Source organism: Streptomyces gardneri (genome assembly GCF_006539185.1).
Taxonomy (GTDB): Bacteria; Actinomycetota; Actinomycetes; order Streptomycetales; family Streptomycetaceae; genus Streptomyces; species Streptomyces gardneri.
Map to the genome: position 1 here is coordinate 41,117 of NZ_BJMN01000026.1, position 22,433 is coordinate 63,549.

General features: G+C 70.9%; 29 protein-coding genes. 19 read left to right on the forward strand and 10 right to left on the reverse strand.

All coding sequences use genetic code 11. From position 1 onward, the window contains the following. The first annotated feature begins 130 nt into the window (after positions 1-130). The 6 genes from SGA01_RS20110 (at position 131) to SGA01_RS20135 (ending at position 6,187) form a co-directional block, all read left to right on the forward strand. Entirely contained in the window at positions 131-1,381 is a 1,251-nt protein-coding gene (locus SGA01_RS20110; protein WP_141297916.1) for a polysaccharide deacetylase family protein, read from the forward strand. A gap of 90 nt (positions 1,382-1,471) precedes the next feature. Continuing rightward, positions 1,472-2,077: a TlpA family protein disulfide reductase gene (locus SGA01_RS20115; protein ID WP_141297833.1), complete on the forward strand. Its 606-nt coding sequence runs from the start codon at positions 1,472-1,474 to the stop codon at positions 2,075-2,077. A gap of 4 nt (positions 2,078-2,081) precedes the next feature. Beyond that, the gene (locus SGA01_RS20120) at positions 2,082-2,819 is read left to right on the forward strand and encodes a cytochrome c biogenesis CcdA family protein (protein WP_141297834.1); all 738 of its coding nucleotides are present in this window, start codon (positions 2,082-2,084) and stop codon (positions 2,817-2,819) included. Between the two features lie 5 nt (positions 2,820-2,824). After that, the gene (gene resB / locus SGA01_RS20125) at positions 2,825-4,531 is read left to right on the forward strand and encodes a cytochrome c biogenesis protein ResB (RefSeq protein ID WP_141297835.1); all 1,707 of its coding nucleotides are present in this window, start codon (positions 2,825-2,827) and stop codon (positions 4,529-4,531) included. Beyond that, complete coding sequence (gene ccsB, locus SGA01_RS20130) at positions 4,528-5,607, forward strand: c-type cytochrome biogenesis protein CcsB (protein WP_141297836.1); 1,080 nt, start codon at positions 4,528-4,530, stop codon at positions 5,605-5,607. Before resB ends, ccsB begins: the two co-directional genes overlap by 4 nt. A 49-nt stretch (positions 5,608-5,656) precedes the next feature. Further along, on the forward strand, positions 5,657-6,187 hold the full coding sequence (locus SGA01_RS20135) for an SRPBCC domain-containing protein (RefSeq protein WP_141297837.1): 531 nt from the start codon (positions 5,657-5,659) through the stop codon (positions 6,185-6,187). 13 nt (positions 6,188-6,200) lie between these two features. Here SGA01_RS20135 and SGA01_RS20140 read toward each other — a convergent pair whose 3' ends face one another. The 5 genes from SGA01_RS20140 to SGA01_RS20155 all read right to left on the reverse strand — a co-directional run bounded on the left by SGA01_RS20140 (position 6,201) and on the right by SGA01_RS20155 (position 11,391). Then, positions 6,201-7,748: a type 1 periplasmic-binding domain-containing protein gene (locus tag SGA01_RS20140; protein ID WP_229918159.1), complete on the reverse strand. Its 1,548-nt coding sequence runs from the start codon at positions 7,746-7,748 to the stop codon at positions 6,201-6,203. A 4-nt stretch (positions 7,749-7,752) separates the two neighbouring features. After that, on the reverse strand, positions 7,753-9,813 hold the full coding sequence (locus SGA01_RS20145; RefSeq protein ID WP_141297838.1) for a hypothetical protein: 2,061 nt from the start codon (positions 9,811-9,813) through the stop codon (positions 7,753-7,755). Positions 9,814-9,997: 184 nt separating this feature from the next. Beyond that, entirely contained in the window at positions 9,998-10,465 is a 468-nt protein-coding gene (locus tag SGA01_RS20150) for a group II truncated hemoglobin (RefSeq protein ID WP_141297839.1), read from the reverse strand. A gap of 238 nt (positions 10,466-10,703) precedes the next feature. After that, positions 10,704-10,829 carry a hypothetical protein gene (locus tag SGA01_RS42150; RefSeq protein ID WP_255325226.1) on the reverse strand — a complete coding sequence of 42 codons (126 nt, stop codon included), beginning with the start codon at positions 10,827-10,829 and terminating at the stop codon, positions 10,704-10,706. Between the two features lie 106 nt (positions 10,830-10,935). Continuing rightward, positions 10,936-11,391: a nucleoside deaminase gene (locus SGA01_RS20155; protein ID WP_141297840.1), complete on the reverse strand. Its 456-nt coding sequence runs from the start codon at positions 11,389-11,391 to the stop codon at positions 10,936-10,938. 124 nt (positions 11,392-11,515) lie between these two features. Here SGA01_RS20155 and SGA01_RS20160 point away from each other — a divergent pair, with 124 nt between their 5' ends. Next, positions 11,516-11,869, forward strand: coding sequence for a hypothetical protein (locus tag SGA01_RS20160; RefSeq protein ID WP_141297841.1), 354 nt, complete (start codon positions 11,516-11,518; stop codon positions 11,867-11,869). Further along, positions 11,866-12,117 (forward strand): hypothetical protein, encoded by a 252-nt coding sequence (locus SGA01_RS20165; protein ID WP_141297842.1) that lies wholly within the window; start codon positions 11,866-11,868, stop codon positions 12,115-12,117. Before SGA01_RS20160 ends, SGA01_RS20165 begins: the two co-directional genes overlap by 4 nt. Positions 12,118-12,128: 11 nt before the next feature. Here the strand turns inward: SGA01_RS20165 and SGA01_RS20170 are convergent, their stop codons facing one another. Continuing rightward, positions 12,129-12,395, reverse strand: coding sequence for a GntR family transcriptional regulator (locus SGA01_RS20170; RefSeq protein ID WP_141297843.1), 267 nt, complete (start codon positions 12,393-12,395; stop codon positions 12,129-12,131). Positions 12,396-12,560: 165 nt separating this feature from the next. On the opposite strand from SGA01_RS20170, the gene SGA01_RS20175 reads away from it, so the two are divergent. The 8 genes from SGA01_RS20175 to SGA01_RS20210 all read left to right on the forward strand — a co-directional run bounded on the left by SGA01_RS20175 (position 12,561) and on the right by SGA01_RS20210 (position 16,151). After that, positions 12,561-12,875, forward strand: coding sequence for a hypothetical protein (locus SGA01_RS20175; RefSeq protein WP_141297844.1), 315 nt, complete (start codon positions 12,561-12,563; stop codon positions 12,873-12,875). Beyond that, a complete protein-coding gene (locus tag SGA01_RS20180) occupies positions 12,872-13,219 on the forward strand; it encodes a hypothetical protein (RefSeq protein ID WP_141297845.1) in 348 nt (115 codons plus the stop codon). The genes SGA01_RS20175 and SGA01_RS20180 overlap by 4 nt, the downstream gene beginning before the upstream one ends. A 9-nt stretch (positions 13,220-13,228) precedes the next feature. Continuing rightward, positions 13,229-13,594, forward strand: coding sequence for an iron chaperone (locus SGA01_RS20185; protein ID WP_141297846.1), 366 nt, complete (start codon positions 13,229-13,231; stop codon positions 13,592-13,594). 139 nt (positions 13,595-13,733) lie between these two features. Next, the gene (locus SGA01_RS20190) at positions 13,734-14,330 is read left to right on the forward strand and encodes a zinc metalloprotease (RefSeq protein WP_167534140.1); all 597 of its coding nucleotides are present in this window, start codon (positions 13,734-13,736) and stop codon (positions 14,328-14,330) included. Positions 14,331-14,332: 2 nt separating this feature from the next. Then, positions 14,333-14,815, forward strand: coding sequence for a hypothetical protein (locus SGA01_RS20195; protein WP_141297848.1), 483 nt, complete (start codon positions 14,333-14,335; stop codon positions 14,813-14,815). 12 nt (positions 14,816-14,827) lie between these two features. Continuing rightward, entirely contained in the window at positions 14,828-15,301 is a 474-nt protein-coding gene (locus SGA01_RS20200) for a hypothetical protein (protein ID WP_141297849.1), read from the forward strand. A gap of 95 nt (positions 15,302-15,396) precedes the next feature. After that, entirely contained in the window at positions 15,397-15,747 is a 351-nt protein-coding gene (locus tag SGA01_RS20205; RefSeq protein ID WP_141297850.1) for a DUF1330 domain-containing protein, read from the forward strand. Positions 15,748-15,935: 188 nt separating this feature from the next. Continuing rightward, positions 15,936-16,151 (forward strand): DUF6243 family protein, encoded by a 216-nt coding sequence (locus SGA01_RS20210; RefSeq protein WP_141297851.1) that lies wholly within the window; start codon positions 15,936-15,938, stop codon positions 16,149-16,151. Positions 16,152-16,213: 62 nt separating this feature from the next. Here SGA01_RS20210 and SGA01_RS20215 read toward each other — a convergent pair whose 3' ends face one another. Beyond that, entirely contained in the window at positions 16,214-16,828 is a 615-nt protein-coding gene (locus tag SGA01_RS20215; protein WP_141297852.1) for a flavodoxin family protein, read from the reverse strand. Positions 16,829-16,999: 171 nt separating this feature from the next. On the opposite strand from SGA01_RS20215, the gene SGA01_RS20220 reads away from it, so the two are divergent. Further along, positions 17,000-17,935: a DMT family transporter gene (locus tag SGA01_RS20220; RefSeq protein ID WP_141297853.1), complete on the forward strand. Its 936-nt coding sequence runs from the start codon at positions 17,000-17,002 to the stop codon at positions 17,933-17,935. Here the strand turns inward: SGA01_RS20220 and SGA01_RS20225 are convergent. Together SGA01_RS20225 and SGA01_RS20230 are read right to left on the reverse strand one after the other, a co-directional pair. Beyond that, positions 17,832-18,722 carry a LysR family transcriptional regulator gene (locus SGA01_RS20225; protein ID WP_141297854.1) on the reverse strand — a complete coding sequence of 297 codons (891 nt, stop codon included), beginning with the start codon at positions 18,720-18,722 and terminating at the stop codon, positions 17,832-17,834. The genes SGA01_RS20220 and SGA01_RS20225 overlap by 104 nt on opposite strands. Next, positions 18,722-19,087: a PLD nuclease N-terminal domain-containing protein gene (locus tag SGA01_RS20230; RefSeq protein WP_141297855.1), complete on the reverse strand. Its 366-nt coding sequence runs from the start codon at positions 19,085-19,087 to the stop codon at positions 18,722-18,724. The genes SGA01_RS20225 and SGA01_RS20230 overlap by 1 nt, the downstream gene beginning before the upstream one ends. Before the next feature lie 90 nt (positions 19,088-19,177). Here SGA01_RS20230 and SGA01_RS20235 point away from each other — a divergent pair, with 90 nt between their 5' ends. Next, complete coding sequence (locus SGA01_RS20235) at positions 19,178-20,635, forward strand: menaquinone biosynthesis decarboxylase (RefSeq protein WP_141297856.1); 1,458 nt, start codon at positions 19,178-19,180, stop codon at positions 20,633-20,635. Then, complete coding sequence (gene mqnP, locus SGA01_RS20240) at positions 20,632-21,534, forward strand: menaquinone biosynthesis prenyltransferase MqnP (RefSeq protein ID WP_141297857.1); 903 nt, start codon at positions 20,632-20,634, stop codon at positions 21,532-21,534. The genes SGA01_RS20235 and mqnP overlap by 4 nt, the downstream gene beginning before the upstream one ends. On the opposite strand, the gene SGA01_RS20245 is transcribed toward mqnP, so the two are convergent. Further along, positions 21,524-22,276 carry a TetR/AcrR family transcriptional regulator gene (locus tag SGA01_RS20245; protein ID WP_141297858.1) on the reverse strand — a complete coding sequence of 251 codons (753 nt, stop codon included), beginning with the start codon at positions 22,274-22,276 and terminating at the stop codon, positions 21,524-21,526. The two genes, mqnP and SGA01_RS20245, sit on opposite strands and share 11 nt — an antisense overlap. Positions 22,277-22,433: the final 157 nt, after the last annotated feature.

Consider the following 22,433-nt stretch of genomic DNA (forward strand, 5'->3'; position numbering starts at 1 on the left):
GCCTGGACCTCTTCCTGAAATTTATGTGCGAATTTCCGGAACCTCCGTGTTCCGCCCGGCATCTCACTCATTGTCGGTTTGGATGACGGTGAGTTCATACGTCAGCGCGAATGGGGATGTCATGCGCGGGATCAGCGGTATCAGTCGAAGGGGGCTTCTCGGGGCGGGCGTCGGTGCCGCCGCGGCCGTGGGCATCGCCGGCTGCGGAAGCGGCAATGGCGACAAGCCGGGACGTTCCGGACCCGGCAAGGGTGGTGACGCCTCGGCGCAGCCGACCACACCCGCCCCGACCAAGGACGACGCCAAGCTCATCGGCGACGGTTCCACCGCCGACACCGGCAAGCAGCCGCACCAGCCCGACACCCCCGTGCCGCTCGAACCCGGCCAGACCCCGCCGCAGTTCGTGATCTTCTCCTGGGACGGCGCCGGAGAGGTCGGCAACGGCCTCTTCCCCCGCTTCCTCGAACTCGCCAAGAACCACGACGCGGCGATGACCTTCTTCCTCTCCGGGATCTACCTCCTCCCCGAGTCGAAGAAGAACCTCTACCGCCCGCCGAACAACCGCGTCGGCGCCTCCGACATCGGCTACCTCACCGACGACCACATCAAGGACACGCTGAAGTACGTCCGGCAGGCCTGGCTCGAGGGCCACGAGATCGGCACACACTTCAACGGGCACTTCTGCGGTGGCTCCGGCTCCGTCGGCAACTGGACCCCGGCCCAGTGGCAGAGCGAGATCGACCAGGCGATGAAGTTCGTCACCGAGTGGAAGACCAACAGCGGCTGGACGGACCTCGACCCGCTGCCCTTCGACTACTCGAAGGAGCTCGTCGGCGGCCGTACCCCCTGCCTCCTCGGCCAGGACAACCTGCTCCCCACCGCCAAGCGCCTCAACTGGCGCTACGACGCCAGCTCGCCCGGCGGCCGCCAGACCTGGCCGGTCAAGCGCCAGGGCATCTGGGACCTCCCGCTGCAGGCCGTGCCCTTCCCCGGGCACTCCTTCGAGGTCCTCTCGATGGACTACAACATGCTCGCCAACCAGTCGAAGAACACGACGAAGGGCATGCCGTCCCGCTACCCGGGCTGGCGCAAGCAGGCCACCGACGCCCTCCTGGGCGGCTTCGACCGCGCCTACGGCTCGAACCGTGCGCCCTTCTACATCGGCAACCACTTCGAGCAGTGGAACGGCGGCATCTACATGGACGCCGTCGAGGACGCGCTCAAGGGGATGGCCGGCAAGAAGGACGTCCGGCTCGTCTCCTTCAAGCAGTTCGTGGACTGGCTCGACGTCCAGGACCCGAAGATCCTGGCCAAGCTGCGTACCCTCGAAGTCGGCCAGAAGCCGGCCGGCGGCTGGAACAGTTTCCTGAAGGCTGTGTAGTCAGATCGCTTAGGCGATCTTGACAAGGGGCTTTACGGGCACGTAGGGGGGCGCCCAAGATCCCCCAAACGCCCATGCGAAACTTTTCACATGAGCCTTAGCCGTGCCCCACGACGCACCCTGCTCGCCGTCGGAGTGCTGTCCGCCGCCCTCGCGCTCTCGGCCTGCAGCGGCGACAGCAACGGCAAGTCCGGCGGCGGTGGCAACACCAACTTCGTGACCAACACGGGCGGTATCTCCACCGCCGCCAAGGGCGAGCGGGCGACCCCCGGGAAGCTCGCGGGCGAAACCCTCGACGGCAAGCAGCTCGACGTCGCCGGCCTCAAGGGCAACGTCGTCGTCCTCAACGCCTGGGGCTCCTGGTGCGCCCCCTGCCGCGCCGAGGCTCCCCACTTCGCGAAGGTCGCCAAGGACTTCGAGGGCAAGGGCGTCGAGTTCGTCGGGCTCAACACCCGCGACCCCAACAAGCAGCCGGCGCTCGCCTTCGAAGAGGACTACGGGGTGCCCTACCCCAGCCTCTACGACCCGCAGGGCAAGCTGATCCTCTTCGGCTTCCCCAAGGGCACCCTCAGCCTCCAGGGCATCCCCTCCACTGTCGTTCTCGACAAGGAGGGCAAGATCGCCGCCCGTTCCCTCATGGCGCTCGACGAGGAGAAGCTCCGGTCGATGATCGAGCCTCTCCTCAAGGAGAAGTGAGTCCGTGAACGAGACGGTCACCAGCGGAGCCCTGCTGCTCGCCGTGCCCCTCGCGGTCCTCGGCGGCCTGGTCTCCTTCTTCTCGCCGTGCGTGCTCCCGCTGGTCCCGGGCTACCTGTCGTACGTGACCGGGGTCACCGGCACCGACCTCGCCGAGAGCCGCCGCGGCCGGATGACCGCCGGCGCCCTCCTCTTCGTCCTCGGCTTCAGCGCCGTGTTCGTCTCCGGCGGCGCCCTCTTCGGCTACTTCGGGACGTACCTCCAGAAGTACAGCGAGACGCTCAACCTGGTCCTCGGCGCGCTCATGATCCTCATGGGCGTGTTCTTCCTCGGCCTGATGCCCTGGTTCACCCAGCGCGAGTTCCGCTTCCACAAGAAGCCCGTCGCCGGTCTGGTCGGCGCGCCGATCCTCGGCGCGCTCTTCGGCATCGGCTGGGCGCCGTGCATCGGCCCGACGCTCGCCTCGGTCAACGCCCTCGCCCTGGACCAGGCCAGCGCGGGACGCGGAGCGATACTCGCCTTCGCGTACTGCCTCGGGCTCGGCGTACCGTTCGTGCTCGCCGCCGTCGCCTTCCGCAAGGCGCTCGGCGCGTTCGGATGGGTCAAGAAGCACTACGCGTGGGTGATGCGGATCGGCGGCGGCATGATGATCGTCACCGGCGTCCTGCTCCTCACGGGCGCGTGGGACGACATGGTCGCCACGATGCAGGGCTGGTCCAGCGGTTTCACGGTGGGGATCTGAGTTCCATGAGCAAGACCGATACGACGGAGACCGAGCGCAGCCGCGACGAAGCGGCCGGCGCCCAGCTCTCCACCGCCCCCCAGGAGGAGACCGCCATCGGCGGACCCGTCCTCGGGGTCGTCGGCTGGATCCGCTGGTTCTGGCGGCAGCTGACCTCCATGCGGGTCGCGCTGATCCTGCTCTTCCTGCTCTCCCTGGGCGCCGTCCCCGGCTCCCTCATCCCGCAGACCAGCGCGGACGAGCTCAAGGTGCAGGCCTTCAAGGAGGCCCACGAGACGCTCACGCCGGTCTACGAGAAGCTCCAGTTCTTCGACGTCTACAGCTCGGTGTGGTTCTCCGCGATCTACATCCTGCTGTTCGTCTCCCTCATCGGCTGCATCGTGCCGCGCACCTGGCAGTTCGTCGGCCAGCTCCGCAGCCGCCCGCCGGGCGCCCCCCGGCGCCTCGACCGGCTCCCCGCGTACACCACCTGGCGCACCGAGGCCGAGCCCGAGCAGGTCCGCGAGGCCGCGCTCGCCGTCCTCAAGGGGCGCCGCTTCCGCGCCCACACCGCCGGGGACGCGATCGCCGCCGAGAAGGGCTACCTGCGCGAGGCGGGCAACCTCCTCTTCCACGTCGCCCTGATCGTGATCCTCGTCGCCTTCGCCTGGGGCCAGCTCTTCAAGTCCGAGGGCGGCAAGCTGATCGTCGAGGGCGACGGCTTCTCCAACACGCTCACGCAGTACGACGACTTCAAGTCCGGCTCGCAGTTCGGCCTCGACGAGCTGGAGCCGTTCGGCTTCACCCTCGACTCCTTCCACGGCACGTACGAGACGAAGGGCCCGCAGCGCGGCACCCCCCGCACCTTCGAGGCGGCCGTCAGGTACTCCGAGGGCGGCGGCACGGAGAAGAAGGCCGTCATCCGGGTCAACGAGCCGCTCAAGGTCGGCGGCTCCAAGGTCTATCTGATCGCCCACGGATACGCGCCCGTCGTCACGGTCAAGGACGGCCGCGGCAAGACCGTCTTCCACGGCGCCGTGCCGCTCCTGCCGATCGACAACAACATCACGTCCACCGGCGCGATCAAGGTGATGGACGGCTACCGCGACAAGAACGGCAAGAAGGACCAGCTGGGCTTCCAGGCCTTCTTCGTGCCGACCTTCGCCGGCGCCGGCCAGGGCACGATGTTCTCGCAGTTCCCGGCGCTCGTCTCCCCGGCCATGGCACTCACCGCCTACTACGGCAGCCTGGGCGTGGACTCCGGTCTGCCGCAGAACGTGTACCAGCTCGACAAGTCCAATTTGAAGCAGTTCACGGACGAGTCCGGCAACAAGCTCGCCAAGCGGCTCGCGCCCGGCCAGAGCATGACGCTCCCCGACGGTGCCGGCTCGATCACCTTCGAGAAGGACATCAAGGAGTGGGCGAGCTTCCAGATCTCGCAGCAGCCGGGCAACGGCCTCGCCCTCGCGGGCGCGATCGCGGCGATCGCCGGTCTGACCGGTTCGCTCTTCATCCAGCGGCGCCGGGTCTGGGTCCGGGCCGTACGGGGCGAGGACGGCGTGACCGTCGTCGAGATGGCGGGCCTCGGCCGGAGCGAGTCCGCCAAGCTTCCCGAGGAGCTGGGTGACCTCGCGGTCACGCTCGCGGCGCAGACGCCGCCCTCCGCCCCAGCACCGGAACCCGCGGAAGAACCCGCAGAAGACCCTGCCCCTTCGGAAGAGGCCGACAAGTGATCCTCGCCGCCACCACCAACGAGAGCCTGGCGAAGATGAGCGACCTGCTCATCTACTCCTCCATGGCCGTCTACACCCTGGCCTTCTTCGCGCACATCGCCGAGTGGGTCCTCGGCAGCCGCAGCAAGGTCGGCCGCACCGCCGCCGCCCTCACGCAGCAGGCGTCGACCCCTTCGGTGACCGTCCAGGTCAAGCAGGGCGGCACCACGTCCGTCCTCGACAAGCCGAAGATCGTCACCCGCTCCGCGGCCGGCACCCGGGACGTCCCGGACGGCCCCGGCGCGGCCGGCGGCACGGTCCAGGGCGACCTCTACGGCCGGATCGCCGTCTCCCTCACCGTCCTCGCCTTCGCGGTCGAGGCGGCGGGCGTGGTCAGCCGGGCCCTCGCCGTGCAGCGCGCCCCCTGGGGCAACATGTACGAGTTCTCCACCACCTTCTCCACGGTGGCGGTCGGCACGTACCTGGCCTTCCTCCTCGCGAAGAAGAACGTGCGCTGGATCGGCCTCCCGCTGGTCACGACGGTCCTGCTCGACCTGGGCCTGGCCACCACCTGGCTGAAGACCCCCAGCGACCAGCTGGTGCCGGCGCTCGACTCGTACTGGCTGTGGATCCACGTCTCCACCGCGATCTTCTGCGGCGCGGTCTTCTACCTCGCGGCCGTCGCCACCGCCCTGTACCTCTTCCGCGACTCGTACGAGAACAAGCTCGCGAGCGGCGGCACGCCGAGCGCCTTCGCCCGCTCCGTCCTGGAGCGGCTGCCCTCGGCGGCCTCCCTCGACAAGTTCTCGTACCGGGTCAACGCCGCCGTCTTCCCGCTGTGGACCTTCACGATCATCGCGGGCGCGATCTGGGCCGGCGACGCGTGGGGCCGCTACTGGGGCTGGGACGCCAAGGAGGTCTGGTCCTTCATCACGTGGGTCGGCTACGCGGCGTACCTGCACGCGCGCGCCACGGCCGGCTGGAAGGGGCGGAAGGCCGCGTACATCGCGCTCATCGCCTTCGGCTGCTTCCTCTTCAACTACTACGGCGTCAACATCTTCGTCACCAGCAAGCACTCCTACGCGGGCGTGGAGTAGCGGCGGGAGTGGAGTAGCGGGTGGGGGACCCCGGGGCCACGCTTGAGGTATGAGCGAGATACCCCGGGGCAGGTGCGAGACCCACGACGGCGACACGCATCTGCTGCGGTACGTGATGGAGCTCCCGCATCCGCCCGCGGAGGTCTGGGGAGCCGTCGCCACTGCCGAGGGCCTGCCGGGCTGGCTGTGCGCGGCGGATCCGCTGGAGCCCCGGCTCGGCGGCCGGGTCACGCTCCGCTGGCTCAACAGCGAGACGGAGGTCTCGGGGTCGGTGACCGCCTGGGACCCCGAATACGTCGCCGAGTACACGGTCGATCCGCCGCACGGCCGGATCCGGTTCCATCTGGAGCCGGGGTCCGGCGGCGGCGGGTCGACCGTGCTGCGTTTCACCAACGAGTTCCGGGGGACGCGGGAGTACCGCCTGGACTGCCTGGCGGGGTGGCACGACCACTTCGAGCGGCTCTCCGCCGCGTTGGACGGCCGCCGGACGGACTGGGCCGCGTGGTCGCCCGAGCGCTGGCGCGAACTGCGGGCGCTCTATGAACGCGACGAGGCGCCCTGGCCGAAGTGGGTGCCGTGACGGACGGTCCTCGTCAGCCCCGTTTCGGCGGCAGGCAGGACGTGCTCGGGGGGTTCTTCTCCGGCCAGGCGATCTGGACGAAGCGCTGCGAGCCGTCCGGGGCCAGCTCCACTATCGGGACCGCCTTGTTGTACGGGTTGCCGTAGTTGTCGAGGCAGATCCAGCCGCTCGCGCCCTGCACCCGCAGCGAGCCCTTCACCTGCGGCCACTGCGTGACCACGTCCGAGAGCTCCGGGTACTGGGCGTCGCGCGGGGTGGCCTGGCGGATCGCGTGGACCGCCGTCGCCATCGCGTCGTACGCGACGATGGCCTGCCCGTCCGCGAGCGCCACCGGCTTCTTCGAGGCGCGGGCGATGTCCGTCTCGAAGGTCGAGTACGCGACCACCGAACCGCCCGTCGCCGGGACGGGCCGCCCCGGCGCCGGCTTCCACGCGTCGGGGTGGGCGAGCGAGGCGTAGCGGACGGTCAGCTTCGTCCTGAGCGCGTCCCGGTCGAGCTTCTTGTCGGCGCCCAGGTACGAGCCCTCGTCGCCGGTCAGGATCGTGAAGGCGCGGTCGGTGCAGCCGCGCGACCCCAGCGCGTTGATGAACTGGCGGAGCTGGGTGTGGCGGCCCGCGAAGAAGACCGTCTCGGCGCGGGTGTCGCAGATCAGGTGGGTGATCTGGCGGAAGGTGTTGGCGGTGGTGCCCTCGTCGGTCGGGTCGGGCGGCGAGGTGAAGAGCTGCGGCTCGTAGGGCGCGCCCTTGAGGGAGGCGGCGAAGGCGGACTTGAGGGTGTCCGTGTAGTGGTCGCCGCTGCGGGTGTCCTGGACGAGGAGCGCCTTGGCTGCGTCGACCCGGCCGAAGTGGGCGAGGGCCTTGGCCTCGTCGCTGTTGGTGGGGGAGACGCGGGCGAGGCCGGGGTAGCGGTTCTTCCCGGCGCCGGGGCCGTTGGCGATGTCGTCGGCGGTGATGGTGGTGCCGACGACGGCGATCCCGGCTCCGGTGAGCGCGGTCACCGCCTCCCGCATCTCGGTCGAGGAGGTGGCGACGCCGGAGACGACCCGCAGGCGGTCGGGCGCGCCGGTCATCGAGGAGAGCTGCTGGGCGGTGGCCTTCCAGTGGGCGTTGCCCCGGCCGGTGTTGGCGAGGACGAGCCGGATCTTCGGGGTCTGGCTGTTGGACTCGTGGTTGGCGCGGTACTGGTAGGCGTAGGCGCCCTGGACCTCGTGGAGGACCTTGGTCCGCATGCCTCCGTCGGGGGAGGTCAGGGGCAGGAGCAGGGCGACGGTCGCGTACTCGCCGGGCTTGAGCGTGGCGTTCTCGCTGCCGATGGCCCCGGCGACCTCGGCGAGCTCGGGTATGCCGAAGGCGTGGCCGTCGCCGTTGACGCCGACGCACTCGGAGCTGCCCTCCGGGCGTTCGACGCCGGCGGCGCAGGAACGGTCCTCCGGGGTGGTGAGCCGGGCGATCCCGTATCCGCCGAGGCCGACGACGAGGACGGTCCCGAGCAGGCCGGTGACGAGTTTCTGGCGGGGCGTGCGGACGCGGCGGCGCAGCCGGTCGGTCAGACGGTCGGGCATGGCGTCAGACTCCGTCCTCGCGGCCCGGCGGCAGCGAGAGCTCCCGCCAGGCGCGGATGTCGCGCGGCCAGTGGGTGGCCGCGTCCCAGAGCGAACCGCTGCCCGTCAGATGGCGGCCGGAGAGCCTGCGCAGCTCGTGCGCGAGCCGGTCGGCCACGTCGTCGTCGGGCAGTGCGAGCGGATCGGTGAGCAGCCATACGGCGTGCAGCAACCGCCGTACGGAAAGGTGGAGTTCGGTGCCGTCCGCGTCGAGCCCGGCGGGCAGGTCGCCGGACGGGGCCTGCCCCAGGGCGATGGCCCGGCGCGGGTCGGGCCCCGGCCGGTTCCGCTCGCGCGGGTACGGGGCGGCGGCGACGAACCGCAGCCGCCCGAGCCAGCCGAGGACGTCCTGCTCGGGGAAGGTGGCCCGCAGGTGGGTGACGGCCTCCTCGGTGCGGCCGAGCGCGAGGTCGTGGTGCAGCCGGTACGGGCCCGGCTCGGGGCCGTAGTGCCGGTGCAGGGTCTCGTGGACCGCGCGCCAGGCCGCGTACCGCGGGTCGTCGTCGTCCTCGAAGCGGAGCCGGTGCAGGAGCAGGGTGCGCAGGAGGGGGTCGGCGACGAAGTGGCGCGGACCCTCCTGCCAGTCCTCGGAGCGGAGCGTGTCGCGGACGCGCAGCGCCACGTCCCCGTCCAGGGACTCGCCCTGGAGCCGGGCGTGGGCGAGCATCCGCGCGGACTCCTCGTCGTGGGCGGCGGCGAGCACCGCGTACGGGCCGGGGCGGCGCACCGGCAGCAGCTCGGCGAGGAGGGTGGGGGCGACGGGCACCGGCGGGGCGTCCTCGCGCAGCTCCACCGTCAGGTCGAGGAGCCCGCCCGGCGTGAGGCCGGCCCTGAGCTCCGCGGGGGCCTCGCCGGCGGCCCGGCCGAGGAGCGCCACGCCGAGCGGCCGTCCGCCGGTCAACCGGTGCACGGCGCGGGACAGTTCGGCGGGCGTGCGGCCGGCCGGGTCCTGGCGGTCGAAGGCGGTGCGGGTCTGGGCGGGGGAGAGCGGGGTGAGCTCGACGGCGAGGATGCCGGAGCCGACGCTCGTCCCGCGCGGACAGGGCGCGCGGTGCGCGGTCTCCGGCAGCCGGGTCCGGGTGGCGTGCCGCAGCCCCTCGTGCTCGCGCACCCGGGAGGCGGCGAGGACGACGACGCGGTCGCGGCGGCCGTCGGCGCGGGCGCGCAGGATCGGTTCGACGAGCTGCCGGCCGAGCTCCTCGTGGGCGTTGTCGAGGAGGAGCAGCGGTCTGCCGATCCGGGTGCCGCGCCGGAGGCCCGTATAGGCGTGGAGCAGGTCCTCGGTGAGGGCGCCGACGAGGAAGTCCTCGGCCTCGCGGCGGCGCCGGCCGCCCTGCTCGAAGTCGATCGCGAGCTGGCGGAGGCCGGCCTTGCCCCGGCCGCCGGCGTTGCGATAGCTGCCGTACCAGTTCTCGGAGGCGCGCTGGAAGCGGCCGAAGACCTCTTCGAGGACGGTCTCCACGGTCGCCTCGGCGAGCACCCCGGCCATCGGGGCGGTGGCCTCCGCGAAGTTGGCGGCCAGCTTGGAGAGGACCTTGGCGACCCAGTTCCCGGCGGCGCCCTTCGTCGCGTCGACGGTCGCGAGCAGAGGTCCGAGCCGGAGGAGGTCGTTCCTGGCCCGCTCGTCGTCCTCCTGGGACCAGCCGAGCGAGGCGACGGCGACGAGCCCGAGCGAGAGCCGCGGGAACTGCACGGGCTTCGCGGCGAGCACCTTCGGCGACAGCTGTACGGCGAGCTCGGTGAGCGCCCCGGTGACCTGGCTCCAGCCGGGGCCGTGGTCGGCGGGCGGCTCGACGTGCGCGCAGTCGAGCAGGGCCAGCGGTGTGTAGCCCCTGTACCGGTTGCGGACCTCCTTGAGCAGGGCGGTCTTCCCCATGCCGCGCCCGCCCGTGAACACCGTGACCGGCGGATCGTCGCCGTGCTCGTACGCGACCCGCGTGGCACCGTGCCGGGTGAGCCCGCTGAGCCGTGCGACGAGACCGCTGTCGTGCAGGACCGCCTCGCGGCCGTAGAGCTCCCTGTCCACCCGCCACCCCCCTGCTTCCCCCTGCTACCCCACGAGATGCGCCCCGTCACATCTCAAGTCCAGGATATCGACAGGGTGTTGGGAACACGCCAGCCTTTGCGAGGTTGCCGTGCGGGCCGCGCTTCAGGGTGCTCCCGCCAAGGATGTGCCCGGTGGAGTGCGGGTTCTCACCGGGGCGGGCGCATCAGGCGAGGCCGTCCCAGCCCCAGCGCGGGGTGGGGCCGGGGTCGCCGAGGTCGGTGCCCGGGGCCGAGGCCGAGACGTCCTTCGCGATCTTCGTGCCCCAGTCGAAGTACTCCACGACCCGGCGGCGCAGCAGGTCGTCGTCCGGCAGCTCCTTCTCCACGGCCGCCGTCATCAACTCCATCCAGCGCAGCCGCTGTTCCTCGGTGATGCCGAGCCCGAGGTGGGCGCGGAGCAGGGCCTGGTGCCCGCCGTGCTCGGCCGTGAAGCCGGCCGGCCCCGAGAAGACCTCCGCGAGCCACACGGCCACGTGCTCCACGTGGGTGGCGGTGAAGTCGGCGAAGACGGGTGCGAGGAGGGGGTCGGCGAGGACCGCCTCGTAGAACCTCTCGGAGAGCCGCCGCAGCGCGTCGGCGCCGCCGACGGCCTCGTACAGGGTGGTGGGGTGCTGTGCGGGATCGGTGCTCATGCGGACGACCTCCGGAATCCGGGACGCGGGACCTCAGCTTTCACCCAACTTGCCCTGAATCCAAGGATGTTCGCTCTCGGCGGGGCGGGTGTCCCTCCGCCCGGGGCGCCCCGACTGCCCCTCCGGACCGCCGGAGGGACGCGGTCCGCGACCGGCGGAAGCGCGGTTCGCGCGGCGGGCCGGCACCGAAGTGCGGCAAGGGCGACCGCGAGCAGCGGCACGCGGTCGAGGGTGGGATCTAGCGTCCGTTCCTTCGCGCGTCGCGTCGGAACTGCTCGATCCCCGCGCGCAGGTTGATGTAGTCGAGTGCGAGTCCCACGCCGCGAGCGGCCCACTTCAATGCCGTCATCAGGATCTCGTCCATCGAATCCTTCTTTCCTCGGCCTGCGTTTCCCCTTCAGACTTCGCTACGGCCCGGAAGGTTGAGCGGTGGTCGCACGGCAAGGTGGCCGAGGCTTTCGTGAGAGGCCCTAAGCCTCTTCCCCGATGTCCTCGTGCCAGAGGGCGGGGTACGCGGCGATGAAGTCCCGCATGAGGGCCGTGCACGCGGGATCGTCGAGCACGACCACCTCGACGCCGTGCGCCGCCAGCCAGTCGTGCCCGCCGTGGAAGGTCTCCGCCTCGCCGACGACGACCCGCGAGATCCCGAACTGCCGGACGAGACCGGAGCAGTACCAGCACGGGGACAGGGTGGTCACCATCGTCGTCCCCCGGTACGAGCGCTGCCGCCCGGCGGCCCGGAAGGCGGCGGTCTCGGCGTGCAGGGAGGGGTCCCCGTCCTGCACCCGCCGATTGTGCCCCCGCCCGAGGAGCACCCCGTCGGCCCCGTAGAGCGCGGCCCCGATGGGGATCCCGCCTTCGCCGAGCCCGGCCCGGGCTTCGTCGAGGGCGGTGGTCAGCCATTGCCGTGCCAGTTCCTGGTCCATGCGGGAACCCTTCCCCGCCGGTCGGGAGGCATCACGCCTGCTCGGCTCCGCGCATCGCGTCGCGCGGTCGGCGCGAGCGTCACGCTGCGGCTGGATACGCTGACCGGGGCACCCCTTGGAGGACATGGTGACGACACAGCCTGACCACACCGGAGAGCTCATCCCGCGCCCCGAGCAGACTCCCTCCGCTCTGCGGGCAGCCCTCGCGGTCGTCGCTCCCGAGCGGCTGCCGGAGATGGACGCCAGCCAGCGCGCCGCCGTGACGGAGGCCATAGAGCAGAGCGGCATCACGCCCCTGCGCATGTTCCTGATCCAGTGGGCCGCCGTCATCGAGATCGAGCGGTTCCCCGACACCGCGCGCGAACTGCGCCGCGCCGAATACCTGGCCCGGATCTCCGAGGACCCGGAGGAGAGCCGCCGGTACGTACGAACGGCCGGGGACATCATCCGTGCCGCGCACAAGGCGGTAGGCGGGTGAGCTGGAGGTGGGAGTACGACCCCGACGAGGAGTACGTGATCGGGGGAGCGCCGCCGGCCTTCGTCGCCGAAGTGGAGAAGAGCGCCGATGAGCTGGTCAGAGCCGCGGAAGCCCTCTACCTCGACGGCTCCTCGTTCCAGGGGGACAACCCGAGGAGCGAACACGTGCGCGTACCCGGCGGGATGTTCGTATTCCTTCTGGTCCCGCGCCACGAATGCGGATACGTCCTCCAGGTGACGTACGTCTGAGGCGCGCGCCCTCAGCCGCCGCTGGTGGGGGTGACGTAGGAGCCCTTGCCGCGCACGGTGATCACGAGCCCGCGATCCCGGAGCTCCTGAGTGGCGCGCCGCGCGGTGAGCCGGGCTACGCCGTACTCCTCGGCCAAGCGGTTCTCGGAGGGGATGGGGCGGTCGGGAGCGAGAGCGCCGGAGGCGATCTGCTTGGCGATGATCTCGGCCAGCTGGACGTAGAGCGGGGTGGCGCTCTGGGGGTCCAGGGGGCCGGTCGGCGCGGAGTTATCGCTCATGTGTCCAACCTAGAGCGATGTGCATCTACACGATCGGATGGATCTCTCTCTACTTGTCTACAGAGGGCTGTGAGGAAGCGCTAGGTTCCTCGGGCAAGCGAAGACCCCGGCGAGGTGGCTAGACCTCCCGGGGCATGGCCACCAACTACCAACGGAGTTGATGACGTGCGGAACCCTATCGCGCGCCTACTGGGCAGGGCGCTGATCCCCGTACTGCTCGGGCTGCTCATGCTCACCCTCCCGCCCACCGGCCGCCACCGGCCCCGCCCCGCGGCATCGGCGCGCGCACCCCGGCATCGTGCGTCCGCCCGGCGGTCTCCCTACGCCCAGGAGCAGACGCAGCTCCTCGACGGCTCCCGGTCGCCGCTGGAACGGCCCTACCTGCGGGCGGAGCAGCGCAGGCGGCGGCGTGCGTTGTGGCTGGCGACGGTCGGGGTGGACGTCGACCAGCGCAACATCCACGCCGGGAGCGCCCGATGAGCCGCTGCGGCGCACGGCGGTCCGTGTGCGACGTCGCCGAGGCGGTGCGGCCGGTGTGGGGCGGCTCCGTCTGCGTGCTCGCCGTGGGGCACGACGGTCCGCACCGCGACCGGGCGGGCGACGGCTGGTGGGTGACACCGGAGATTGTCGACGCGGTGACCGTGTCCCTGCTGGCCCGTGCCCTCGCGTCCCCGCCCGAGCCGGAGTTCCGGTCGCCCCGCTGCATCGTCGGCCGCCACGACCGCTGCGGGGACCACGAACCGCGCGACAGCGGCGTACAGGGAGTCCGATACCTCGTGTGCGGGTGTCTCTGCCATCCGGCGGCGCTCAACCGGCTGGAATAGGCTCGCCGCATGGTGCAGAGCAGTGCGGTGGACGTCGACGCGTATCTGGCCGAGGTGCCGGAGGGGCGCAGGGACGCGCTGGCCGGGTTGCGGCGGTTGTGCCGGGCCGAGCTCAAGGGGTTCGACGAGGTCATGGCGTACGGCATGCCCACGTACATGCGCGAGGGCGCCGCCGAGATCGCCTTCGCGAGCCAGAAGCAGTACATCTCCTTCTACCTCATGCGGAGCGACGTCCGGGAGGCGTTCGAGGAGCGGCTGGCCGGCCGGGACATGGGCAAGGGCTGTCTGCGCTTCCGTAAGCCGGAGGACGTCGATCTCGATCTGGTGCGGGACCTGCTGAGGGCCGTGGCGACGGCGCCGGGCGCCGTCTGCTGACCTCAGGGCCTCCCGGGGGAGTGAACCGGCGCGCGGGGGCGGTCAGGGGGCGCGTGGCGGGCGGCTCGGCGGGTGTGGGGCCCTTGGCGGGGCCGGGTGAGCACCCGGAGGTGTGACGGAGCGCTATCGTCCGGTGACTATGAGGATGGACGACCTGGCTCTGGCGGCCGCTTCGGCGGCCGTCCTCCTGTTAGCGGTCCCCGTGCCCGTCCACGCGGCTTCGGCCGCGGCCCCGCACCGGTGCGAGGGCGGCGAGGTCGACTCGCGTGGGCGGTCGTCCGTGGACGGCCGTGAGATCGCGTGGGACGACGAGTCGAAGTTCGACGACGCGCGCAAGCACGCGATCAAGGTCTGGACGGCGGGCACGCTCAAGCAGGTGACGGTCAAGCCCGACGGCGCGACGTCGTACGCCGACCTGGAGTGGCGGGACGCCAACAGCGTCACCGGCCAGTGGACCGATGTCTACGGCAAGTGGGCCGCGCGGCACGGGACGGATCACCTGACGCTCAACCGGGCCTACCTGGACGACGGGAAGCGGTACGGCAAGGCCGAGCACCGCAGGCGGGTCGCCGCCCATGAGCTCGGGCACGCGCTCGGCTTCTGCCACAAGGCCTACGGGTACGGGACGCACCACTCGGTGATGTGGGCGGACTACGGCCTCATCGAGGGCAAGCGGATCAACGGGCCGACCTCGCACGACATCACGGCGTATCACGCACTCTGGGGACGATCATGAGCATGAACAGGAAGAGGACGGCTCTTCTGGCAGGCGCGGTGGCTGCCGGGGTGTTGGTCGCGGGCGGCTGGTTCGGGTACCGGTATCTGGAGGAGCCGCTCGGGTCCGGAGAGGTCCTGCGGGGCTACGACGCCACCAGCCCGGCGGCCACCGCGCCGCACACCGAGAACGTGTTCGCCGGGCGCGTGGCGGCTTTCGAGGAGCAGCGCGAGATCGAGGGGTGGACGCAGGACGTCTACCGGGTCGAGGTCGCCTCCGTGCTGCGGGGGACCGTGCGCGGGACGGTCCGGGTGACGTACGGCCTGGACGAGGGCACCGCCGGCCGGCTGGAGGAAGGCAGCACATACCTCTTCGCCACCCACGCCTGGGCAGACACCGTGAAGGACGGTCACGCGCAGCTGTACCAGGGCGAGATGAAGCCCTTGGACGAGCGGCAGCTGGCCGCGTGGAAGGAAGCGGTCGCGCTGCCGATGGCGCCTCGGTAGGCAGGCGTGGACGTGAGGGGGAAGGCGGTGGGGCTCGCCGCGGGCGCGGTGGTCGCCGGAGCGTTGGTGGTGGGCGGCTGGTTCGGCTACCAGCAGCTGGAGGCGCAGGTCGCGGCGGGTGAGGTGCTGCGGGGGTACGACGCCTACACACCGGCGGGTACGGCGCCGCACTCCGAGAACGTCTTCACCGGACGCGTGAAGGCATTCGAGGAGCAGCGGGACATCGACGACTGGACGACGGACATCTACCGGGTCGACGTGGTCTCGGTGCTGCGAGGGAACGTGCGGGGCACGGTGCTCGTCCCCTTCGCCTCGGACAAGGAGCCTGCCCAGCGGCTGGTGGACGGCGAGACGTACGTGTTCGCGACCCAGGGGCAGGACGCCGACGGCTACTGGCTGATGTACCAGGGCGAGATGAAGCCCGTGGACGATGCGCAGCCGGCCGTGTGGAAGGAGGCGGCGGCGCTTCCGGTGGCACCGGAGTAGCCGGCCATTACCTGGGACGTCATCGACCTCCGGTGCGGGCCGGTGTCACGATCGTTTCCGTACCCAGCCCGGCCGATCGGAAGGACACCGGCACCATGACCGCCTACGCCATCGCGAAGCTGAACACCGAGGCCCCGCACGCCGACGTCGTCGAGTACATCGAGCGCATCCCCGCCACCTTCGCGCCGTACGGCGGCCGCTTCCTCGTGCACGGGACGGCGCACGAGGTGAAGGAGGGCGACTGGCCCGGTGCGGTCGTGATGATCGGGTTCCCCGGGATCGCCGAGGCGCGGGCCTGGTGGGACTCGCCGGCGTACCAGGAGATCGCGCCGCTGAGGTACCGGCACATGCCCGCCGACATCGTCCTGGTCGAGGGCGTCCCCGCCGGCTACGACCCGGCCGTCACCGCGAACGCCCTGCGGGAGTCCCTGCCTGCCGCCGGGTAGCCCCGGGGCCGCAGAGGAAACGGTTGGCGTGCGGGGTCCGCGGAAGCGGGTAACGTCTTTGGCATGTTCTTCCAGGCGTCGATTCACGAGTGAGAGCGGGATGGGCCTCTGCCGGCGTCTTCGACGTCGACGCCCATTTCCCCACCGCTGAATCCGTAGATCACTTCACCTCATGACCGGGAGAACCCGTGACCGACAGCAAGAACATCAACAACCCCGTGGGCCAGGGCGGCGGCCAGCGTAAGAGGCAGTCCCGCGCCGAGCGGCAGAACAACGGGCCGCACCGCAATCTCGACCGGCAGAGTGCGGCGGACAAGAAGGCGGAGCTGGTGCGCAAGATGCGTGAGAAGACCGGCGTGGCCGAGGGTGCCGGGCAGGCGGGCGACGGAGCCGCTGAGAGCTGACGCATCGCCGTCTCAGGGCCCGGACCGCTGCGTGCGGTCCGGGCCCTGTTGCGTGACGACCCTCAGCGGAAACGGGCGAGCGGGGTCTCGTTCCGGAAGAAGGTCTTGGCGCGGAGCATCGCCTGCTCGTCGGCGCGGACCCGGCCGGGTCGGGAGGCGGTTCCGGTCAGTACGCCGCCGAAGCGCATCCGCAGGTAGGCCGCCGAATGGTTCAGCGCGGTCACCAGGCCGTCCGCGACCGCGTGGTCGTCGTCCGACATGGCCGTCACGCCCCACAGCGTCCCGCCCGCCATCCGCTCCTTGAAGTCCGACGCGGGGACGTTCAGCCAGCCCGACCAGTAGTCGAGGTAGCGCTTGGTCTGTGCGGAGAGGGTGTACCAGTACAGGGGCGAGGCTATGACGATGTCGGTGGCCTCCACCGTCGCCCGGCGCAGCAGTTCCTCGGTCTCTCCGGCCGGCCACTCCGCGGTCTCGTGCCGGCCGTCCTGGAAGTCGGGCAGCGGCAGGTCGTTCAGGTCCAGCCAGCGCTGCGGGACGGAGGAGGGCAGTTGCGCGGCGGCGGCGCGGGCGAGGATCTCGGTGTTGCCGTCGGAGCGCGAGCTGCCGAGGACGAAGAGGAACGAGCGGTCCCGGAGGTCCGGGCCGTCCGCGTCGCCGCGTGCCGTGTCGAGGGTCATGTCTGCTCCGGTGGTGTGGGTGCCTCGGTGCCGTGTGTCGTGTGTCGTGGCCAACTTTCCTTGTTCCTGGGGTATTCCGGACGGCCTCATCGGCCCCGCCGATCGGTCCCATCGGGAGGACGGTCCACTGGCTCGTGGACCCGCTCCCGGGGCGCTCGTAGCGTCGTCCCCATGAGAAACGAGACCAGGGGAACCGTCGAACTCACCCTCGCCATGGTGCTCTCCGGCACGCTCGGCGTCTTCGTCGTCGAGTCCGGGGCGTCGCCCTTCGAGGTGGTGTTCTTCCGGTGCCTCTTCGGGGCCGCCGCGCTCGGGGCGTACAGCCTGGCCCGGGGGTTCTTCACCGGGCACGGGTTCACCGCGAAGAAGCTGGGGCTCGCCGCTCTCGGTGGCGTGTTCATCGTCTTCAACTGGGTGTTTCTCTTCGAGGCCTACGAGGCGACCTCGATCTCCCTCGCCACCGTCGTCTACCACACGCAGCCGTTCTTCCTCGTGCTGCTCGGGGCGGTCTTCGCGAAGGAGCGGATCCCGGGCGGGAAGCTGGGGTGGCTCGCCGTCGCCTTCGTCGGGCTCGTGCTCGTGTCCGGGGTGCGGCCCGGCGACACCGCGTCCCTGAAGGGGCTCGGCTTCGCGCTCGCCGCCGCCGTCCTCTACGCCCTCTCGGTCTTCGTCACCAAGCGGATCACCGGCATCCGGCCGCACCTCGTCGCGCTCGTCCAGGTCCTCGTCGGACTGCCGCTGCTGCTGCCCTTCGTCGACCTGTCCGCCACGGCGGGCCTCGGTGCCGGGTGGGCGTGGCTGGTCGGGCTCGGGCTGATCCACACCGGGCTGATGTACGTGCTCATGTACGCCGCCTACGCCAAGCTGCCGACCGCCAAGATCGCCGTCCTCGCTTTCACCTACCCCGCCGTCGCCATGGGCGTCGACTGGGCGGTGTACGGGCACCACATCGGGCTCGTCCAGGCGCTCGGCGTCCCACTCATCGTGCTCGCCAGCCTCAGGGTCACGCTGGCCGGCTCTGCTCGGACACGAGGCGCCGCGCCTGCTCCACGAACAGCCGGACGTGCGCCGGAAGCCGCTTCCCCCGTCGCCACGCGAGCTGCGTGAAGAGCGTGAAGGGGGCTTCCCAGTCCAGGGCGACGAGGGTGCCCGAGGCCAGCTCCTCCGCGACCGCCACGCGGGGGAGCAGGGCCACGCCCAGGCCCGAGGTCACGCCCCGCTTCGTCGCCTCGATCGTGCCGAACTCCATGAAGGGCGGCGCCCACTCCCGCAGCTCCGCCTCGAAGAGGTCGCGGTACGGGCAGCCCGGTTCGGTGCCCACGAGGTGCGCCGCCGCCAGGTCCGCGCTCGTCAGCCCCGTACGCCCCGACAGGGGGTGGCCCGGGCCGGCGACCAGGACCAGCGGCTCGGGTGCGAGGACCTCCGTCTCCAGGCCCTCGTGCTCCGTGTCCGGCTCCATCAGGAAGCCCACGTCGTACGTGCCCTGGCGCAGCGCCTGCCGGGTCGCGTCGCCGAGCGTCGGGCGCAGGGTGAGCCGGACCTTCGGGTAGCGGTGGTGGAAGTACTCCAGGAGCGGCGGCAGCCGGTAGGAGGTGAGCGACTCCATCGTGCCGACGGCGATCGTCCCCTCGGGGTCCCCCGCGCTCGCGACGGCCGCCCGGGCCTCCTCGGCCAGCTCGGTCATCCGGCGGGCGTAGGGGAGGAGGCGTTCCCCGGCCTCGGTGAGGCGGATCCGGGAGCCCAGCCGCTCGAAGAGGTCGACTCCCAGGGAGGTCTCCAGGGAGCGGATCTGTCCGGTGACGCTGGACTGGGCGTAGCCGAGGTCGGCGGCCGCCCGGGTGAAGGAGAGGACGTCGGCGACCTTCTCGAAGGTGACGAGGAGCCTGAGCTCCATCACTTGTCGGTGTCCTCGCCGCTCTCGCGCTTCTTCAGCTCTTCCTCGCGGCGGCGGAGGTCCGCCTCCCAGTCCTTGAGGACGGCCTCGTCGTCCGGGCCGTCCTGCTGCTTCAGGGACTTCAGGAACTCGGGGTTGTCGTCGGGGGCCACCCAGCCGCCCGCGCGGCCCCGCGCCGAGGCCGGGCGCCGCGCCTTGCCCGCGAAGAACCAGACGATCGGCCCGACGATCCAGAACAGCAGGATGATGATGACCCAGACCACCTTCGGCAGGTGCTTGGTCTCTTCCTCCGGGGTGTTCAGGCAGTCGATGAAGGCGTAGATCGTCAGCGCCAGCGGCAGGATGTACAACAGCGCCCTGAGCATGTGGGACAGCCCCCTGGAAGCGGTGGCGGAGGCGCGTTTCGGCGGCCCCGGTGACAGGTCCAGGGTAGCCGGTGACCGATACTGGCCCTTATGGCTTACGACGATCTCCGCTCGCTGCTCAGGGCCCTGGAGCGTGAAGGCGACCTCAAGCGCATCAAGGCCGAAGTCGACCCGTACCTGGAGGTCGGGGAGATCGTCGACCGGGTGAACAAGGCAGGAGGCCCGGCGCTTCTCTTCGAGAACGTCAAGGGCTCCTCGATGCCGCTCGCCATGAACGTCTTCGGGACCGACCGCCGGCTGCTCAAGGCCCTCGGCCTGAAGTCGTACGGCGAGATCAGCGAGAAGATCGGCGGGCTGCTCAAGCCCGAGCTTCCGCAGGGGTTCATCGGCATCCGCGAGGCCTTCGGCAAGCTCGGCTCGATGGTCCACGTGCCGCCGAAGAAGGTGAAGTCCGACGCCGCCCCCGTGCAGGAGGTGGTGCTCACCGGGGACGACGTCGATCTCGATCTCCTTCCGGCGCTCTTCACCTGGCCCAAGGACGGCGGCTCCTTCTTCAACCTCGGGCTCACCCACACCAAGCACCCAGAGACCGGCGTGCGGAACCTCGGGCTCTACCGGCTCCAGCGCCACGACAAGCGCACCATCGGCATGCACTGGCAGATCCACAAGGACAGCCGCAACCACTACGCCGTCGCCGCCGCGAAGGGCGAGCGGCTGCCCGTCGCCATCGCCTTCGGCTGCCCGCCCGCCGTCACGTACGCCTCGACGGCTCCGCTGCCGGGTGACATCGACGAGTACCTCTTCGCCGGCTTCGTCCAGGGCAAGCGCATCGAGATGGTCGACTGCAAGACCGTCCCGCTCCAGGTCCCGGCCAACGCCGAGGTCGTCGTCGAGGGCTGGCTGGAGCCCGGCGAGATGCTGCCCGAGGGGCCCTTCGGCGACCACACCGGGTTCTACACCCCGCAGGAACCGTTCCCTGCGCTGAAGATCGACTGCATCACCATGCGGAAGCGTCCGCTGCTCCAGTCGATCGTCGTCGGCCGGCCGCCGACCGAGGACGGGCCGCTCGGCCGGGCCACGGAGCGGTTCTTCCTGCCCCTGCTCAAGATCATCGTGCCGGACATCGTCGACTACCACCTGCCGGAGTCGGGCGGCTTCCACAACTGCGCGATCGTCTCGATCGACAAGAAGTACCCGAAGCACGCGCAGAAGGTCATGCACGCCATCTGGGGCGCGCACATGATGTCGCTGACCAAGCTGATCATCGTGGTCGACAAGGACTGCGACGTGCACGATCTGCACGAGGTGTCCTGGCGGGCCCTCGGAAACACCGACTACGCGCGTGACCTGACCGTCGTCGAAGGACCCGTCGATCATCTCGACCACGCCTCCTACCAGCAGTTCTGGGGCGGCAAGGCCGGTATCGACGCCACCAAGAAGCTGCCCGAGGAGGGCTACACCCGGGACGGCGGCTGGCCGGACATGGTGGAGTCGGACCCGGCGACGGCGGCCCTCGTGGACCGCCGCTGGAAGGAGTACGGGCTGTGACCACGGCCGCCGTACCGGGCGCTGATCCGGGGCGTACGAAGGCGTTCCTGCGCCTCGTGATGATCGAGCACTCGGTCTTCGCGCTGCCCTTCGCGTACACCGCCGCGCTCACCGCGATGTTCCAGCTCGACAAGGACATCCACTGGTGGACGCTCTTCCTCGTCACCGTCTGCATGGTGGGCCTGCGGACCTTCGCCATGGCCTGCAACCGGATCATCGACCGCGAGATCGACGCCCGTAACCCGCGGACCGCGGGGCGCGAGCTGGTGACCGGTGCGGTGTCCGTGCGGTCCGCGTGGACCGGGGCCGGGATCGCCGTCGTCGTCTTCCTCGGCGCGGCGGCCCTGCTCAACCCGCTCTGTCTGGCGCTCGCGCCGCTCGCCGTCATCCCGATGGTCGTCTACCCGTACGGCAAGCGGTTCACGAACTTCCCGCACGCCATCCTCGGGCTCGCCCAGGCCATAGGGCCGATCGGCGCCTGGCTCGCGGTCACCGGCGAGTGGTCCTGGGACGCGGTGATCCTCGGCCTCGCGGTCGGCGTCTGGATCGGCGGCTTCGACCTGATCTTCGCCTGCCAGGACGTCCAGGCGGACCGGGCCGGCGGCGTGATGTCGGTGCCCGCGCGGTTCGGCATCCCGGCCGCCCTGTGGGGGGCCCGCGCCTCGGCGGTCGTGACGACGGGGCTCCTCGTCTGGTACGCCCTGGTCACGGACGCGGGGCTCTTCTTCTGGACCGGTCTGGTGATCGTGGCGGCGGCCTTCTGCTACGAGCACTCGATCGTGAAGCCGACCGACCTGTCCCGGCTGAACCGGGCGTTCTTCACGGTCAACGGCTTCATCGGGATCGCGCTCTTCGTGTGCGCGCTGCTCGACCTGCTGGTCCGGGGGCTCACCCCGTAGCAGGGCCCGTCCCGGGGACGAAGCGGTCCAGGAGGGCGTCCAGGCCGGCGGCCAGGCCCTCCGGGGCGCCGGGCCGGGCGAGTGTCGGGGCGGCGGCGCGCAGGCAGGGGAGCTCGCGGGCCGGCATGCGGTGCAGGCCGAGACGGAACGCGGGCTCGGGCTCGTCGGGGTTGTCGACCATCGCCCGCAGGTCTCCGAGGACGTAGCCGAGGACCCAGCCCGTGACGGCCCGGAAGGCCATGACCGTGGCCTCCTCGTCCAGACCCGCCCGCTTCAGGAGCGCCAGGATCCGCTCGTGGTCCCTGAGGACGGCGAGCGGGCGGCGGGCCAGCGGGACCGCCAGCATGCGGGTGGCCAGGAGCGGGGCCACGTGGGGGTGGTCGAGGGCGACCCGGTAGGTCGCGGCGGCGATCCGATGGAGCTCGTCCCGCCAATCGGGTGCCTCGGCTGAGGCGGCCAGCTGTTCCTCCAGCTGCGTGTAGAGCGCCTCCACCAGACCGTCGAGCAGCGCGTCCTTACCCGCCGCGTACCGGTACAGCGCCATGGCCTCCACCCCGAGCTCCGCGCCGGTCCGGCGCATGCTCAGCGCGGACAGCCCCTCGCGGTCGACCAGCTCCAGGGCGGTGGCGAGCACGCGCTCGCGGCTCAGCCGGCCGTAGCGCCCGTGGTCACCGGCCCGCCGGCCCGGCGCGCGCCGCCCGGATGCGGGGGTTCCCGCCGCGGGGTCCTTCTTGATCGCCATGTGCCCGCCTTGACCGTGGGACAACCAGGGATAAAGTGTACATATACGTCGTAAACGTATGGTGCATCGGCAGGGAGAACCCTCCGATTGCCACGTTCCGGCGGACGGCCTCCGCAGCACGCCAGCACGACAGCACCACGCGACCGTGCACCGATTC

Coding starts and splice junctions, on each gene's coding strand:
- SGA01_RS20135 (WP_141297837.1), top strand. CDS start 5,657: ATGAGCGAGATACCCCGGGGCAGGTGCGAGACCCACGACGGCGACACG.
- SGA01_RS20150 (WP_141297839.1), bottom strand. CDS start 10,465: ATGAGCACCGATCCCGCACAGCACCCCACCACCCTGTACGAGGCCGTC.
- SGA01_RS20140 (WP_229918159.1), bottom strand. CDS start 7,748: ATGCCCGACCGTCTGACCGACCGGCTGCGCCGCCGCGTCCGCACGCCC.
- SGA01_RS20185 (WP_141297846.1), top strand. CDS start 13,229: ATGGTGCAGAGCAGTGCGGTGGACGTCGACGCGTATCTGGCCGAGGTG.
- SGA01_RS20180 (WP_141297845.1), top strand. CDS start 12,872: ATGAGCCGCTGCGGCGCACGGCGGTCCGTGTGCGACGTCGCCGAGGCG.
- SGA01_RS20245 (WP_141297858.1), bottom strand. CDS start 22,276: ATGGCGATCAAGAAGGACCCCGCGGCGGGAACCCCCGCATCCGGGCGG.
- SGA01_RS42150 (WP_255325226.1), bottom strand. CDS start 10,829: ATGGACGAGATCCTGATGACGGCATTGAAGTGGGCCGCTCGCGGCGTG.
- SGA01_RS20225 (WP_141297854.1), bottom strand. CDS start 18,722: ATGGAGCTCAGGCTCCTCGTCACCTTCGAGAAGGTCGCCGACGTCCTC.
- SGA01_RS20205 (WP_141297850.1), top strand. CDS start 15,397: ATGACCGCCTACGCCATCGCGAAGCTGAACACCGAGGCCCCGCACGCC.
- SGA01_RS20220 (WP_141297853.1), top strand. CDS start 17,000: ATGAGAAACGAGACCAGGGGAACCGTCGAACTCACCCTCGCCATGGTG.
- resB (WP_141297835.1), top strand. CDS start 2,825: ATGAGCAAGACCGATACGACGGAGACCGAGCGCAGCCGCGACGAAGCG.
- SGA01_RS20230 (WP_141297855.1), bottom strand. CDS start 19,087: ATGCTCAGGGCGCTGTTGTACATCCTGCCGCTGGCGCTGACGATCTAC.
- SGA01_RS20115 (WP_141297833.1), top strand. CDS start 1,472: ATGAGCCTTAGCCGTGCCCCACGACGCACCCTGCTCGCCGTCGGAGTG.
- SGA01_RS20195 (WP_141297848.1), top strand. CDS start 14,333: ATGAACAGGAAGAGGACGGCTCTTCTGGCAGGCGCGGTGGCTGCCGGG.
- SGA01_RS20190 (WP_167534140.1), top strand. CDS start 13,734: ATGAGGATGGACGACCTGGCTCTGGCGGCCGCTTCGGCGGCCGTCCTC.
- SGA01_RS20215 (WP_141297852.1), bottom strand. CDS start 16,828: ATGACCCTCGACACGGCACGCGGCGACGCGGACGGCCCGGACCTCCGG.
- SGA01_RS20155 (WP_141297840.1), bottom strand. CDS start 11,391: ATGGACCAGGAACTGGCACGGCAATGGCTGACCACCGCCCTCGACGAA.
- SGA01_RS20235 (WP_141297856.1), top strand. CDS start 19,178: ATGGCTTACGACGATCTCCGCTCGCTGCTCAGGGCCCTGGAGCGTGAA.
- SGA01_RS20170 (WP_141297843.1), bottom strand. CDS start 12,395: ATGAGCGATAACTCCGCGCCGACCGGCCCCCTGGACCCCCAGAGCGCC.
- SGA01_RS20160 (WP_141297841.1), top strand. CDS start 11,516: ATGGTGACGACACAGCCTGACCACACCGGAGAGCTCATCCCGCGCCCC.